The following is a 15772-nucleotide window of genomic DNA, read 5'->3' as shown; positions in this document are numbered from 1 at the left end:
GGGAGTCCATTGGAAAGTCTCGTGCTTAGCAATATTCTTCATTTCGACGTAGGTGAGGATGAATATTTGTTCCATGGCTTGACGGGAAATATTTTGAAGCTTGACGATGTAGCAAAAGAATTCGTTTATTTTGCCAAAACGCTTGGAGAAAGGAAAGGGGATTCATTTCATGTGGATGTCAACCGGTATCTAGCGGAGAGGGCGGCAGACCATCGGGACATGCTGGAAGAGCTTAAGGAGCTGGAAATCATCAATCCTGCAGGCCGTTTTTCCGCAACGCCTCCTGCTCCTAAGCATACAGAGAGACTTCCGGTTAAAACCCTCGTCTTTCATCTGGTGAATGAATGCAATTTGCGTTGCACGTACTGCTATGCAGGCGACGGCGAGTACGGCGCGCCGAAAAAGTACATGACAATGGAAACCGCAGATCGGGCTATCGAATTCCTCATGGAAAACAGCTATCAAGAGGAATCGGTCACAATCGTACTCTTTGGTGGCGAACCGTTTTTAAATTGGAAAGTCTTAAAGCATATTGTGGAGCAAGCCGTCGAACAAGGGGAGAAGTGGGGCAAAAAGGTTCATTTTTCGCTGACGACAAACGGAACACTGATGTCTACCGAACAGATGGAATTTCTTCACCAGTACCAGATCGGCACGTCTGTCAGCATGGATGGTACGCGCGAAGCTCATGACAAAAACAGGCCCATGGCAGGGGGCCAAGGCTCTTATGAGCGAACAAGCAAAAATGTGGCGAAATTAATGGCCACGCATAAATCAGCCCCGGTCGGTACCCGAGTAACTGTGGCAAAAGGCTTTGAAAAGCTGGAAACCTCACTTGCCCATTTGCTTTCCAAAGGCTTTTATGAAGTAGGCTTCGCTCCTGTTACCGAAACCGATCAGCACCTGGCCTTAGGTGAGGAAGATCTAAACGAATTGCTGCACCAGTTCCGCGACCTGTCCGACCACTATGTGGAACATGCGCTGCGAAATGAATATCTGGGTTTCTCCAATCTGACCAATGTCCTGAAGGAACTGCATATGGGAACCAACAAGGCATACGGGTGTGGGGCAGGGCTGGGATTTTTTGCGGTCAGTCCGGACGGAGGGCTATTCCTTTGCCACCGGTTTAATGAGAATGAACAGTTCCGGATGGGCGACATCTACTCCGGTGTCAATCGCAGCAAGCAGCGGCAGATGTTGGATGAGCTGCATGTGGATCGCAAAGAATCTTGCGGAACATGCTCACTCAAGCACATCTGTTCTGGCGGCTGCTACTATGAAGCGATGGAGAGACAGGGAGATTACCGGCGGCCAAATGCCCATTACTGCGATTGGATGCATGAATGGATCACTATCGGCTTACAAGCGTACGTCAGAATCCTTGAGGGTAATCCTGCTTTTCTTGATACGATTAGCGGCACAGGAAAAGAGAGGTGTGTCAGCAATTGATGCTAAAGAGAATCCTGAGCATATGTTACCTGTCTGTTGCACTGGCCGGATTATTCGTCTACTCGCACGGTCACGCCAGCGCCGAAGGGTACACGGAAAAAGTTTTTTGGGCGGGCTACAATGAAGTGACTGTGGTGAACCCGACTGTTCCAGAGGTTGTGGCAAGCATCAAAATAAAAGGACCTGCCAGGGACATGAGTTTTACCGAAGATGGGAAAAAGGGGCTTATTCTGGGGAATGGAAGAACCACCCTGTATGTCATTGATACCGTGCAAAACAAGGTCACTGATGAGATCAACCTGAGCGGCAGAACGGATACAGGCCTGTTGGACAGAAGGGTATGGGGCAGTACCATTTCGCCTGATGGCACAAAGGCATATGCCTTCGTGACACAGGGAGAAAAACAAGTCAATCGCTATAAGCTGCACCCGAGCAAGATTTTGGAGATCGATTTGCAAACCAAAGAGGTATTAAGAAGCGTAGAAGCGCCTTATGGCATCCATGTCCTGCAATTTCATCTCGAACACCGGGACACGATCTTAGTCTGGGGCTATGATTTGTACACCATGGATGTAAAAGAGATGAAACTTACGCTCAAGCAGGGGATCAAGCATCCGACGAAACCGGAAGACGGATCGACTAACATGCTGATGCTCTTCCCGCGCGATCGCGAGTCTAACTTGAACATCACCCCAGTGACTACATCCTATCCGGATGGCCGCGTCACGGAAGGGATTTTGTGGTACGACTTCAAAACCGACAAGTTGAAAACGGTTGCATTTGACAAGGAACCGGTGGGAATGTTTTCGGCTGTAGCCAATTTAGAAAAAACGCATGCTTACGTGATCATGAACCACTGGTACAAGGTGGATATGAAGACAGGACGCGTGCTAAAAGATATCTACCCGCCGACAGGCACCATCTATGACATGAATATGAGCGCAGATGGCAAGAAATTGTATCTGGGCGGCGGCGGCAATGACTTTATCATCGCCGACATGGACATGAACATTCAGAAAACGTTGAAAATGCCCACGGATGGTTGGAGCATGAAAGTCGTCCGAGTCAAAAACTAGTTCGAGAGGTGCCTATGGTTGAATTTGCTGTAGCTGTTCAGTCTGTTCGGGACCTGCCTATGACGACAGCACCCTGGACTCCCTTTGCACATCAAAACAATGTCGAGGCAGAATTGCAGACGCTCTTTTTTGAAGAGTGGTCTACTCAACTCGGGGCTTTGGTGAAGCCCGGCCGGATATACTTTGGTTCTGAATTTTGTCAATACAGGCTAGCACCGCTCTTTGCTGTCAAACAAGCGCTAACGTTTTGTCGGGAAAACGGTTTTACCTTTACCTTTGCTACACCCTTTGTGCATCAGGACCAATTTCACCGGTTGGCTGAGCTTCTCTCCTTTCTAAACGATGCAGGCCCCTGCTCAGGAAAGCGGATTGAGGTGGTGGTTAACGATTGGGGTGTTTACCACCACATCCGAACGCATTTTGTGAACCTTGATGTAGTAATCGGCCGGCTGTTAAACAAAATGATCCGTGACCCGCGTGTCGCACATCATTATGACAACGAGAGGGCGCCGGAGTCGGCGAGAGAGTTTTTCAAGCAGTCGGGGCTATTGTCAACCTGGTTCACCCATTTCCTGGATGGCAGCAATGTGGTTGGCTTCGATTTTGATCAGCTGATACAAGGGACGGATGTGTCGGATAAGGATTCACCCCTCATTGCCTCCTTGCATTTTCCGTTTGGTTTTGTGGCTAGCGGCAGCGCCTGTTTGGTGGGATTCATGGATACTCCAAAATCCGACAAGTTTCGCGGGGACCCCAACTGTAAGCAGCAGTGCCAATCGTACGTGTTCGAGCTGTCAAACAGGCGGCATACCGACATGGAGCATCGCGTGTTTCAAAAAGGGACAACGGCCTTTTATGCCCACAAAACCGCAACAATCAAGCAAGGGCTTAGCAGCGTGCAAACAATTCTCAATCCGCGGGTAGTCTTCAGCCCGAGAATTCCTATGTAATGAAACCAGACGCGTGAAAGGAGGGTTCATCCTTGAAGATTTTAGCACCTTTAGGCTCAGCTGATGAAGTGGAGATGCTTGCGGAAAATGGGGCGGAAGAATTTTATTGCGGGATCACTCCGCTTGAATGGATAAACAAGTATTCCTCCGGTGTCTGGATTAACCGCCGCAATCCATTTGCCGGTCTCCCGTCTTTCAAGGAGCTGAAACGGGCGGTTTCCTTGTCACACAGCTATGGCATCCCTGTATTTCTTACACTAAACGCTCCTTACTATGTGGAAGAGCAGTACCCGATGCTCCTCGATCTGGTGACGCATTGCAACAATGACATCGGGATCAACGCCTTTATCGTAAGCGACATCGGTCTGATGAAAGCGATCAAGCATCACTGCCCGGATGCGGCGATTCATGTCAGCAGTCTGGCAGCACCGATTAATACGGGAAGCATTGCCCTCTATAAAGAGCTGCAGGCCGAGAGGATCGTATTATCACGCAGCGTCCAACTGCAAGAAATGCCAGCATTGAGGAAGGCAGCGGGAGATATTGAGCTTGAGGTGTTTATCTTGAATGATGGTTGTGTATATGAAGAAAGCTTTTGCATGACCACCCACAGCGCAGGTGCGTTTTGCTCGCAAACGCAATGGGACTTTAATCTTTTTTCATCGGATGGCAACAAGAAGATAAGCGATGCAGAAAAGGTGAAATTACAGGAACAGATACAGGATTACCGTGAATTCGTCTGGTTTGTCAACGATTGCGGCTGTCAGATTGCACAAGATGGCCTTCCACTTGGGCCGTGCGGATTGTGCGACATCTGGAAGCTGCACCAGATTGGAGTGGATTCGCTCAAGATCGTAGGCAGGGAAGGCGCTCCGTATCGAAAGCTCGCCAGCGTGCAGTTGGTTAAAGCCTTGGTTGATCAGGTACGTGCCAAACTTGGTGAGTCAGAAGCGGTTCAAGAGGCGAGACGGTTGAGAAATCAGCCGCAGTTCTGCGAATCAGGCTTGATGTGCTATTACCGTTAGGCTTCCTATGAAAGAGAGAATGCTTTCGTACCTGCGTCCCTATCGTTTTACGCTTGTGATTGTCTTGATTTTTAATGTTTGCTCAACGCTTATCACCACCATCCAACCGATGCTGGGGAAAATCATGATCGATGACGTGCTTCTTTCACAAAAATATCCGTTTCCACTCGCTTTGGGTGCTGCTGCTTCCTTGATGGCGATCGCGTATGGGCTGTCTCTGGCAACGAAGTACCTGTATATGAAAACAAGTCTAAACCTGATGCTCGATATGCGGACTTCTTTTTACGATCATTTGCTGCACCTCCCTTATTCGTTTTTCTCGCAAAAACGGGTGGGTGACGTCGTCTCGCGGGTGAATGAGGATTTGGCGGAAACGCAGCGATTGTATACGGATAGCTTCATGCAGCTGGTCAGTATTGGACTAACCTGTTTGCTGCACGTCGGATTGCTATTTTACTTGGAGTGGAAAACAGCGTTTGGCTGCCTCGCATTGCTGCCGCTATTGATTTGGGGCACGCAAAAATTTCGCGATCTGCTATATCTGGGCAATCTGACATTGCGTGAATTGTCGGCGCATAATCAAAGCTTTTTGTTTGACACGCTGTCATCTGTCAGGTTCATTCGGACAGCTAACCTGCAAAGCTGGCTGAAGCATCAATACAAAGAAAAGCTGCAAAAAACAAACAAGCAGACCATAAAAGTGACGTTTGTCAGTGCGCTTGCCCAGGGTGTTCCCCAGGCCGTGCTTATTTTCTCCACGCTAGGCATCCTGTTGTTTTTGGGCCTAAAGGTGCAGGCCGGAAGCATGAGCATCGGAACACTCATCGCCTTTACAGCGTATCAAACGGGCCTTTATTCAGCGATTCAGGGCTTAGCCAATCTGTACATTCGCTTGCAAAAAGGAAAAGCAGCTGTGCAGCGGGTCAACGAGTTTTTGAATATTCCCGAGGAATGTGACGGCCGGGAGACGATGATTCCGTTTCGCAGAGAGCTACGGTTTGAGCAGGTCTGTTTTTCACACGATGGAGGCTCGCTGATTCTGAACAATCTGGACCTTTCTATTCAGAAAGGTGAAAAAATCGGGATTGTCGGTGAGAGTGGAATCGGGAAAAGCACGCTCGCTGACCTGTTGGCACGGCTGTTTCAGCCATCGAGCGGGATCATCACGTTAGATGGTGTCGATATTAGGCACATGAAACGAAGCGAATGGATGCAACATGTATGCCTCTTGGCTCATGATCACCCTATCTGGTTCGGCTCCCTTGCCGACTATCTCCGGTTGGGCTCGCGTACTGTCAGCGAAGAACAGATGCAAATCGCGTTGCAAGAGGTAGGTCTATGGAAAGATGTTGAAAAAATGCCAGACGCACTTCAGACGCAAGTTGGTGAAAAGGGAGTAAAGCTGTCCGCCGGGCAAAGGCAGCGCTTACTACTAGCTCGGGCCTTGCTGCAGGAGCCTGAGATTCTCATTTTGGATGAAGCCACCTGCCATTTGGATCTGGAAGCGGAACGAAAAATCATGGAGCTGATTCAACAACGATTCATGCATAAAACCGTGATCCTGATCACACACCGGCTGCCAAACATCATGTGGGTAGATCGTTTGCTTCGTTTGAAGGACGGTTCCATCCGTGATGAGAAACGAAAATGGGGAGGTGATGAACGTGGTGCACCTGCGAGGTTGCATGGCTGAGAAAGATTGGGGAAGGGGACAAGGAGTCAAAATCGCTTGCATAGATAGCGGGATCAACCCATGGCACCCGCATATCAACACCTTAGCCGGGGGGATCGGCTTTACGGTAACGGGTGACGGCCGTATCTTGGCAACGGAAAATTATCACGATGAGCTGGGCCACGGCACAGCAGTGGCTGGCGTCATCATGGAGCAGGTTCCCGAAGCGGAATTGTGGTCGGTCAAAATTTTTCACCACACGCTTTCAACTTATATGGAAGTGCTTTGCACAGCGATTGAATGGTGTATAGAAGAAAGAATGGATTTAATCAATTTAAGCCTCGGGATCAGGCGCGATGCTCCAGAGCTTAAGCTTTTGTGCGAGCAGGCAGCAGAAGCGGGAGTCCTCATCGTGACCGCCTGCGATGAGCAAAACAATCTGGTATGGCCCGGCTATTATGACTCAGTATTTGGGGTGAGGGCAGGTCAGCATTGCAGTAGTGACGTGTTTTTCTATCACCCTGAGCAAAAGCCTTCCTTTCATGCTTTCGGTTTGCCTCGAGAGCTTGCGGGACCCATGCAGAAGTTTAATTTTCAGGGGCACAGCTTTGCGGCTGCCCATGTGACAGGCTATTTAGCCAAACTGAAGGAACACTTCAAGATTACTTCCAAAATGGAAATGGAACAGGCTTTACAAGAGGTTTGTTGGTCCAAGGTTAGCCCTTGAATCATAGATATGATCACTTAGGTCCAATTGGAGGAGGAATTTAGTATGGCAGAAAGCACAGCGGTAAAGCTCGACCCACGGGTTCAACAATTTTTAGAAGGGGGACCCAAGCGGCTTTTTATTGGCGGAGAGTTCGTGGAGGCTGAATCCGGCAAGACATTTCCGACCATCAATCCTGCTACCAGCGAGGTGCTTGCACATGTTTGCGAAGCAGACCAAACCGATGTAGAACTCGCGGTGCAAGCGGCGGAACGGGCATTTGCCGTCTGGTCAAAAGTATCGCCGAGCGACCGGGGCAAACTGCTTTGGAAATTAGCCGATCTGATGGAAGCGAACCTGGAAGCACTGGCCCAATTGGACACATTGGACAATGGAAAGCCGATTCGTGAGACGCGACATGCCGACGTGCCGCTTTCTATCGAACACATCCGTTATTACGCAGGCTGGACTACCAAAATCCACGGTGAAGTGATCAACAATTCCGTCAGTCCCAACATGCTTACCTATACGCGGCGTGAACCATTAGGCGTTGTTGGCCAAATCATCCCTTGGAATTTCCCTTTGTTAATGCTTTCTTGGAAAATAGCCGCTGCGCTTGCTGCTGGAAACACTGTTGTGCTGAAAAGTGCGGAACAAACGCCTCTGACCGCTTTGTATATGGCCCACCTAATTCAAGAAGCTGGTTTCCCAGGCGGGGTAGTCAATATTTTGTCAGGGGACGGCCCCAATACGGGAGCGGCGATCGTCAAACATCCACGCATCCGAAAAATTGCCTTTACCGGTTCCACGGAAGTAGGCAAGCTGATCATGCGTGAATCGGCAAGCAATCTGAAATGCATCTCCCTGGAATTGGGCGGCAAATCACCCAATATTATTTTCCCTGATGCTGATTTTACCAAAGCAGTTCCTGGCGCACTGCTGGGCATTTTCTTCAACCAAGGACAGGTATGCTGCGCGGGCTCTAGGCTGTTTGTTCATAAAAAGGTGTACGACAATGTGCTTGCCGACATGAGCAGTTATGCTTCCAAGCTGAAGCAAGGACCAGGGCTCGATCATTCTACCGAAATCGGTCCACTTGTATCTGATGAACAATACAACAGGGTTTCCTACTATCTGAACAAAGGCAGAGAGGAGGGAGCCAACGCTTTGATCGGCGGCAAACCGCTTGATGGCCCTGGCTATTTTGTGCCGCCGACGATTTTCACAGATGTCAGCGATGAGATGTCGATCGCCCGGGAAGAGATCTTCGGGCCTGTCGTGACTGCCCTTCCGTTTTCCGACGAAGACCAAATCGCAGATGTGATTCGCCGGGCGAACGATACCGAATATGGGCTGGCAGCAGGTGTATGGACGACGGACGTGAAAAAAGCGCACCGGGTTGCCCATGCGCTGGAGGCGGGGACAGTGTGGGTAAACTGCTACAACTCGTTTGATGCGTCCGTGCCGTTCGGCGGATACAAGCAATCCGGATTTGGCCGGGAAAACGGCAGTTATGCTCTTGAGTTGTATACGCAGGTGAAAGCCGTTTGGATGAATCTCGATTAGTCCAAGTGGTTTGACGGAATGAAGCAGGAGGCTGACCATGACAAAAACAATCCACGACGGTTCCTTTCAGATACCGGAGAGGTACAATTTTGCGGGTGTTGTAAGTGATTATGCAAAGAAGAACCCGGACAAAAATGCGATCATCACGGTAAACGAGGCAGGTGAAGCCAAATCCTGTACGTACCGGGAATTGATCGGTCGAGCAAACCGAATCGGAAACGGCTTGCGTTCACTTGGGCTGGGGCGGGGCGACAAAGTGCTTGTCATCGTTCCAAGGGGAGTGGAGGCTTACGCGATCTATCTTGCGTTAAACAAGATTGGTGCGGTCATTATGCCGTGTTCAGAATTGCTGCGGGGGCATGATATCGAGTATCGGAGCAATCATGCCGGTGCCAAGGCGGTCATCGCCTATCCAGATATTGTGGAGGAGCTGGAAGGCATACGTCCCAGATGCACGACGCTTACGTACTACATTCAGCTCGGCCGGCCGCATGCAGGCTGGTTATCGCTTGACGAGCTATCGGCCGATGCAGAAGACAAGTTGGAAGCCATTCAGACGAGTTCGGATGAGCTTGCGTTTCTTTCCTACACATCAGGGACAACAGGCGGGCCAAAAGGAGTCATGCACGTTCACGGATGGCCTTATGCTCATCTATCCGTTGCAGCAACTCATTGGCTCGATGTGAGAGAAGAGGACCTGGTGTGGGCAACGGCCGGACCTGGTTGGGCAAAATGGGTTTGGAGCCCGTTTGTCTCCACATTGGGAAAGGGAGCAACCGCTTTTGTCTACGAGGGAAAATTCTCAGCAACGACGTATTTGAAATGGCTGGAACAATTCCCGATCTCCGTTTTATGCGCGACACCGACTGAATACCGTTTCATGGCCAAAGTCAGCGATATTGAAAATGTTTCACCGTCTGCTCTGCGTTCCGCCTGCTCTGCTGGTGAACCGCTCAATCGGGAAGTCATCTCTACCTTTCAGCGCGTTTTCGGTGTTGGCGTCCGTGACGGTTACGGTCAAACGGAAAATACCCTCTTGGTTGGAACATTCGTAGGCATGGAGCCAAAGCCTGGTTCGATGGGACGTCCGTCACCAGTGGTACGCGTGGCTATTATCAATGAAGAGGGAAAAGAAGTTCCGGTTGGAGAGATTGGCGATATTGCCATCGACCGAAACATGACGGCTCTTTTCAGGGGGTATCTGCATGATGCTGAGCGAACGGCAAAAGCGTTTCGCGGTAATTGGTATGTAACAGGCGACCAGGGACGGCTCGATGAGGATGGCTATATCTGGTTTGAAGGACGCGCCGACGACATTATTATCTCGGCAGGATACACGATCGGTCCATTCGAAGTCGAAGATGCACTGGTGAAACACCCTGCGGTAGCCGAATGTGCAGCTGTCGCTAGCCCAGACCCGGACCGCGGCGAGGTAGTAAAAGCATTTGTCGTACTAAAGGCTGGGTACACAGGCTCTGAGGAGCTCATCAGGGAGCTGCAGGAGCATTCGAAAAAGCTGACGGCTCCCTATAAATATCCGCGAAAAATCGAGTTTCTCCAAGAATTGCCCAAAACCACGTCAGGCAAAATTCGCCGTATGGAGCTGCGCGGAAAAGAAAAGGAAAGCATCACTGATGTGAACTGACCCCTGTCAAGTAGACTGGAAATACTTCTTGCGTGTATCCATGACGAGTATCAGATCATTTCTTCGAATGATCTGATAGACGATGATCTCGTTGTTATAGAGGTCTTTCATGGCGGAAGATCGAGCTTTACTGTCAAAGATTCGCTGTAAACCTCAGACAGCCCTCATCATGTCCGCATGGTGGGGGCTGTCTACTTCTCCAACGGCAATTCGTGTGCATGATCGTGCGTCCATTGTGCAACGGCGTTTAGTGGTTCGATCAAGGTTACTCCCAATGGGGTCAATGAATATTCCACCTGCGGCGGAACATGCGGATATACGGTTCGCTTGACAATGCCGGTAAACTCCAACTGCCGGAGCGTTTGCGAAAGCATTTTGTGAGAAATTCCATCAATATCTTGGTGCAGCTGAGTATATCGACGGGGCTCCCTATGCAGATGATAAATCACGATGACCGTCCATTTCTGAAAGATAAGATCCAATACTCCTCGGTGGGGACATCCATGTACGCCCTTCAGTTGCTCAGGCAGTGTCTGTTCCATCTTTTTCACCCTCCTCGTGAAGTTGGTTTTTACATCCTATAGCTCTCATTTTGGTTAGTATATCACGAAAAAGTGCATTCTTGAGGTCTTTTTAGCAAGCATGCTATAGTTCACTAAATGCTAAGATGTCGACACCGCATGAACCGATAATTCAATCAACACTTACAGGAGGTAAATATGAACGTAATCATCTTTGGGGCGAATGGAAATCTCGGAAGGTGTCTGGTTTCGGAGGGTATTCTGGCTGGCTGCAATGTGACCGGATTTGTGAGAAACCGTGGGAAATGGACCGAGCGAACCGGAGCGTCTCTCCCAACTGAACGATTAACGATAATGGAGGGCGACGCCACCAATCCGCAGCAAGTATATGATGCATTAACGGACTGCGATGCGGCTGTCATAGCGGCAGGCAATCCCAAGGATGCGGATAGATTCGCCTGCATCGTTGACACGATTGTCACTCAAGCGGATCGACATCCCCGATTTGGCGGACGACTCTGGATGCTGAGTGGTGCTGCACTTCTCGATATTCCGCATACGAATCGGAACATGATTGGCCTGCCCGGAATGCCTCCTATGTATCAGGTTCATCAGATCAATTACGACCGCATCCGCCAATCAAAGCTCGACTGGTCCGTTCTTTGCCCGGGCCCGATGGTAGAGAATGCAGACAACGCTTATATGACAAATCTTCGTTTTTCGACGGAAGAGTCGCCTCTGACCGTCTCAGAATCCGAACGATCTTTGCCAGAGCCAGCGCTGCTTGGCCTGCTCGCCCAGAAGACTCCCGAACTGATCATTCCCTACAAAGAGGCAGCGCGCTTCATCATGAACCATCTGGAACATTCTGGTCCGTTCGCAGGGAAACGCGTTGGAATTGCCCTGCCTGAAGGGAGAGTTGGGGAGAAGGCTGGCTGGAACCTTGGACAATGACACTAGTAGACAAGAAACCGCCCATTAAGACGGAAGTCGCAGGATCGATCGAGCCGACTCCTCATTCAAGAAGATAATTCTTAAATGGTAGCTAAAATGTTAGTTCGCTGAACGAAAATGCGGTTTCTACTGATAATGAACACGTTTACTCAAAAAGGCTGCCGGTAAAATGGCAGCCTTTTCTCAGCTGAAAGGCTAAATACTTGAAGGAACGCCGTGTCAAATTATGGTTGACAGCTAATATACTAAAATATTAGAATGGGGTTAGAAGCGATTGATCAGCTTTTAAACGACCGAAAAGGAGTTGCTAAAATGTTAATGCCGGAAATTTCTAAGCTTGGACATGTGGCTTTAATAACACCTGATTTGGAAAAGTCGCTTTGGTTTTTTCGTGATGTGTTAGGACTTGAGGAAGTGGAGCGCAAAGACGGCACGATTTATTTGAAGGCTTGGGGAGATTTTGAACACCACACCCTTTCCCTGAAGGCTGGGGACACTGCCTCTGTCGACCATATTGGTTGGAGAACGAAACGTCCGGAAGATGTGGAGAATTTTGCGACTCTTCTGCAAACAGCAGGTACCAACGTGCAATGGATCGAAGCGGGTCAGGAAGCCGGTCAAGGAAAAGCGATTCGATTTAAATTGCCGAGCCAGCATTCCTTTGAGATTTACTACGATATAGAGAAACCATTAGCTGAAGAAGATCGACGTTCCGTATTGAAAAATCAAAGATATAAATCTTGGAATCGCGGCGTTTCCCCTCGACGGATCGATCACGTAAATCTGTCGACATCGATGGACCCGGGTGTTATTCACAACTGGCTGTCGGAGAATTTGGGATTCAAGCTGCGTGAATACATTAAAATTGAGAATGGTCCTGTTGTTGCAGGCTGGATGAGTGTAACGAATCTTGTTCATGATGTTGCGGTTATGGGAGATCCCCAAGCGGTTACGCCTAACCGTTTCCACCATCTGGCTTACTGGCTTGATAATAGTCAGGATGTGCTTAGAGCATGCGACATTTTGCGTGAGAATGGAATCGAGTTTCATGGACCGGGCAAGCATGGGATTACGCAGGCTTTGTACGCGTACGTACTGGATCCAGGAAGCGGACATCGGGTTGAGCTGTTCACCGGCAGTTACCTGATTTTTGAACCGGATTGGGAGCCGGTGGAATGGACAGAGAAAGATATGGCAGTAGGGCTAACCTATTGGGGACAAGAAATCGACCCTGTCAAATACCCGGTTAACAGCCATACCACGGAAGGTTAATCGACCCTAAAAGCAGTGAAATTAGAAAGTAGGAGAGATAGATATGGAAAATTATCGTACACAAGTCGTGGATACCGGCAACCACCAAACTTTTTTCTGCGAAGGAGGGGAATCAAATCCCGAGACCATCATCTTTCTTCATGGTTCCGGCCCAGGAGCAACAGCCCAGTCCAATTGGAGGGAAATACTTCCGGAGATGATGAAGTCTTTTCATGTGATCGCTCCCGACTTGTACGGATTCGGCCAAACCCGCCATCCTGAGGTTCTTCCCAAGAGCTTCTGGGAATGGACTCGATTAAGAGTGGAGCAAGTTTTGGAATTGATGGATCATCTGGGGATCCAGAAAGCCCGTTTGGTGGGGAATTCCATGGGGGGATATATCTCTCTCAATCTGGTTATGACCGCGCCGGAAAGATTTGAACGAGTGGTTTTGATGGGAAGTGCAGGAGGGGTGGCTACTCCATTTCCGGAAATCATGAGGATGTCCCGCTTTTTCAAAGATCCAAGCTATACGGCACTAAAAAATCTCACGAAGTGGTTTGTATACGATGATAAGGTTCTCGGAGATCAATTAGAGACCGTCTTGCAAGAGCGTTACCAGGAGATTATGCGACCGGAGATCCGGAGATCTTATGAAACCATGTTTCCTATGATGCCTGAAGAAATCATCGTACCGACTTCCGCTCTGAAACGCATGGATTTACCGTTCTTGCTCTTGCATGGACGCGATGATCGTTTTGTTTCCATGGAATCGAGTCTGTATTTCCTGCAGCATTTGCCTAACGTGCAGCTGCATCTCTTCGACCGCTGCGGTCATTGGCTTCAAATCGAGAAGAAAGAAACCTTCATTAAAATGATTTCCGACTTCTTCCGGGGCGAAATCTAGTGGGGGATGAAAAAGTTATGAGATCAAAAAGAATTGAAGCGTACAACTATATTAAAACCGGGATCCTGAACCAAGAATGGCAATCATCTCAAGCGATCGATGTCAATGAACTTAGCGAAAAATTAAACATGAGTCGCACACCAATCATGGAAGCACTTACCAGGCTTGAAGACGAAGGCATTGTGAGGATTGTTCCTCAGGTTGGTGCGTTCATTCGGCAACATACGAAGGAAGAAGCGTATGAGGTTCTTGTGATTCGCGCGGTTCTGGAAGGGATGCTGGTGGAAAGAGCAACTCCCCATTTGGATCAGAAATTCTTTGATGAATTGGACTTCATATTGAACAGTATGGAGAAACCGGATATCACTTCGAGAGAGTATGCTAACCTTAACAAAGATTTCCACCTTAAAATATATCAGGCAACCGGTATGCCCAATGCTCTGGCGCTTATCAGAAAATATTGGAACGTCACAGAATATTTAGCAATATCAGGAAGGTTGTTCAAGACACGGGAGGACATCTCGTATTCCATACTTGAACACAAGATGATCTACCACCATCTAAAGATGAAAAATGCCTTATTGGCGAGACAGCTGATGGAGAACCATTTACTCAGGGTGGCTCAAAACCAATTATCACAACATGATGACTGAGCAGTGTACGACTCGCCCTTCATCACAAATTGGGGAGGAATCCGAAGTGGCCGTTAACGAAAAACATGCAACCAACGCCGAAACCCTTTTGGAAGACATGAGTGAGAAATTAAAGGTAGGGATGATTCCGAGTAAAATTTTTTATGATCCAGAGCTTTTCGAGTTGGAGAAAGAAAAGATATTTGCGAAAACATGGTGTTTTTTAGCCCATGAGACGGAAATTCCCAATCCCGGAGACTATGTTGTAAGGTATATAGCAGACGATAGCTTTATCGTTGTTCGGGATGAAGCTGGCAAAGTCCAGGTTTTATTTAATTCATGCTCACACCGTGGCATGCCGCTGTGCAATGCGGAGGTAGGCAATGCATCGCATTTTCGTTGTCCCTACCACGGATGGACATATAAGAACACTGGCGATCTTATAGGCGTTCCCTTCGGTAAGGAGTTATATGGGGAAAAAGGGTTCTGCAAAGAGAAGTGGGGATTAAAAAACGCGCCCCGCTTTGACATCTACAATGAAATGATCTTCGGATGTCTCGATCCCGATGCCGCTTCGTTAGATGAATTTTTGGGAGATTTCAAGTGGTACCTGGACATCTATCTAAAAAAGAGCGAAGCAGGAATGGAGGTTATCGGAGCACCGCAGAGATGGATTATCGACGCGGATTGGAAGGTTGGGGCCGATAATTTTGTTGGTGACGCCTACCATGTTGGCGTTACGCATCGAAGCATATTCGAAGCTGAAATTAATGTGCCGCCTGGCATTAATCCTCACTTTCATAAACATGGTGTCCAGGCATTTGCCGGAATGGGTGGAGTCGGAATGGTAAATGTGCCTCCCAAAAGTTACGGCGGATATCCGGAAACAATGCTCGAAGGGATCAAGAAGAGCTTGTCGGAGCAGGATGCTATCATGAATTCCGATAAATATTCCTTGATGCAATCGCATGGGAATCTGTTTCCGAATCTGAGTTTTCTTGCAACCGCGGGAGCTCCCCCGACAGATACAGATGATGAATATAAGGCCCCTCAAACCACGATGCGGATTTGGCGTCCTGTCGCCCCAGGGAAAATGGAAGTCTGGTCATGGTTTATGGTTGAGAAAGATGCGCCTCAATGGTATAAAGATGCCTCGTACAAAGCGTATGTTTTAACTTTCGGCCCTTCCGGAACATTCGAGCAGGACGATGCAGAAAATTTCCGTGGAATTACGAAAGTAGCGAAAGGCCTGATGGCTAAAAATCACTATTTGAACTATACAATAGGCATGTTTTCCGACATCGAACCCATTGCGGATTGGCCTGGTCCGGGTACTGCTTACCCTACAGCCTATTTTGAAGCAAATCAACGTGCTTATTATTCTATTTACCTTGATTACATGAGTCGTAAGTAGCAGC

At 48.7% G+C, this 15772-nt stretch carries 14 protein-coding genes; 13 read left to right on the top strand and 1 reads right to left on the bottom strand.

Annotation, left to right across the window (positions count from 1 at the left end; all coding sequences use genetic code 11):
• The first annotated feature begins 9 nt into the window (after window positions 1–9).
• Genes ACIFQN_RS29690 through ACIFQN_RS29655 form a run of 8 tightly spaced genes read left to right on the top strand, consistent with a single transcriptional unit; the run spans window position 10 to window position 10089 of the window.
• Window positions 10–1449 (top strand): SPASM domain-containing protein, encoded by a 1440-nt coding sequence (locus ACIFQN_RS29690; RefSeq protein ID WP_429836649.1) that lies wholly within the window; start codon window positions 10–12, stop codon window positions 1447–1449.
• Window positions 1449–2525 (top strand): YncE family protein, encoded by a 1077-nt coding sequence (locus ACIFQN_RS29685; protein ID WP_429836648.1) that lies wholly within the window; start codon window positions 1449–1451, stop codon window positions 2523–2525. The genes ACIFQN_RS29690 and ACIFQN_RS29685 overlap by 1 nt, the downstream gene beginning before the upstream one ends.
• Before the next feature lie 14 nt (window positions 2526–2539).
• Window positions 2540–3475, top strand: a complete 936-nt coding sequence (locus ACIFQN_RS29680; protein WP_429836647.1) for a hypothetical protein — start codon at window positions 2540–2542, stop codon at window positions 3473–3475.
• A gap of 32 nt (window positions 3476–3507) precedes the next feature.
• Complete coding sequence (locus ACIFQN_RS29675; protein WP_429836646.1) at window positions 3508–4500, top strand: peptidase U32 family protein; 993 nt, start codon at window positions 3508–3510, stop codon at window positions 4498–4500.
• A gap of 7 nt (window positions 4501–4507) precedes the next feature.
• A complete protein-coding gene (locus ACIFQN_RS29670; protein ID WP_429836645.1) occupies window positions 4508–6193 on the top strand; it encodes an ABC transporter ATP-binding protein in 1686 nt (561 codons plus the stop codon).
• Window positions 6165–6899 carry a subtilisin-like serine protease QhpE gene (gene qhpE / locus ACIFQN_RS29665; RefSeq protein ID WP_429836644.1) on the top strand — a complete coding sequence of 245 codons (735 nt, stop codon included), beginning with the start codon at window positions 6165–6167 and terminating at the stop codon, window positions 6897–6899. The genes ACIFQN_RS29670 and qhpE overlap by 29 nt, the downstream gene beginning before the upstream one ends.
• A gap of 45 nt (window positions 6900–6944) precedes the next feature.
• Window positions 6945–8444, top strand: coding sequence for an aldehyde dehydrogenase family protein (locus ACIFQN_RS29660; protein ID WP_429836643.1), 1500 nt, complete (start codon window positions 6945–6947; stop codon window positions 8442–8444).
• A gap of 37 nt (window positions 8445–8481) precedes the next feature.
• Entirely contained in the window at window positions 8482–10089 is a 1608-nt protein-coding gene (locus tag ACIFQN_RS29655; RefSeq protein ID WP_429836642.1) for an acyl-CoA synthetase, read from the top strand.
• Window positions 10090–10280: 191 nt separating this feature from the next.
• On the opposite strand, the gene ACIFQN_RS29650 is transcribed toward ACIFQN_RS29655, so the two are convergent.
• Window positions 10281–10631 carry a winged helix-turn-helix transcriptional regulator gene (locus ACIFQN_RS29650; RefSeq protein ID WP_429836641.1) on the bottom strand — a complete coding sequence of 117 codons (351 nt, stop codon included), beginning with the start codon at window positions 10629–10631 and terminating at the stop codon, window positions 10281–10283.
• A 177-nt stretch (window positions 10632–10808) separates the two neighbouring features.
• Here ACIFQN_RS29650 and ACIFQN_RS29645 point away from each other — a divergent pair, with 177 nt between their 5' ends.
• The 5 genes from ACIFQN_RS29645 (at window position 10809) to ACIFQN_RS29625 (ending at window position 15768) form a co-directional block, all read left to right on the top strand.
• On the top strand, window positions 10809–11564 hold the full coding sequence (locus ACIFQN_RS29645) for an NAD(P)-dependent oxidoreductase (protein ID WP_429836640.1): 756 nt from the start codon (window positions 10809–10811) through the stop codon (window positions 11562–11564).
• A 312-nt stretch (window positions 11565–11876) separates the two neighbouring features.
• Window positions 11877–12836, top strand: coding sequence for a VOC family protein (locus ACIFQN_RS29640; protein ID WP_429836639.1), 960 nt, complete (start codon window positions 11877–11879; stop codon window positions 12834–12836).
• Between the two features lie 43 nt (window positions 12837–12879).
• The gene (locus ACIFQN_RS29635) at window positions 12880–13722 is read left to right on the top strand and encodes an alpha/beta fold hydrolase (protein WP_429836638.1); all 843 of its coding nucleotides are present in this window, start codon (window positions 12880–12882) and stop codon (window positions 13720–13722) included.
• Complete coding sequence (locus ACIFQN_RS29630) at window positions 13722–14375, top strand: GntR family transcriptional regulator (protein WP_429836637.1); 654 nt, start codon at window positions 13722–13724, stop codon at window positions 14373–14375. Before ACIFQN_RS29635 ends, ACIFQN_RS29630 begins: the two co-directional genes overlap by 1 nt.
• Before the next feature lie 46 nt (window positions 14376–14421).
• Window positions 14422–15768: an aromatic ring-hydroxylating dioxygenase subunit alpha gene (locus ACIFQN_RS29625; protein WP_429836636.1), complete on the top strand. Its 1347-nt coding sequence runs from the start codon at window positions 14422–14424 to the stop codon at window positions 15766–15768.
• Window positions 15769–15772 lie beyond the last annotated feature (4 nt).

This window comes from Brevibacillus sp. NRS-1366 (assembly GCF_050467985.1).
Note: the sequence above shows the minus strand (reverse complement) of the source record. Positions and strands in the feature narration are given on the sequence as shown.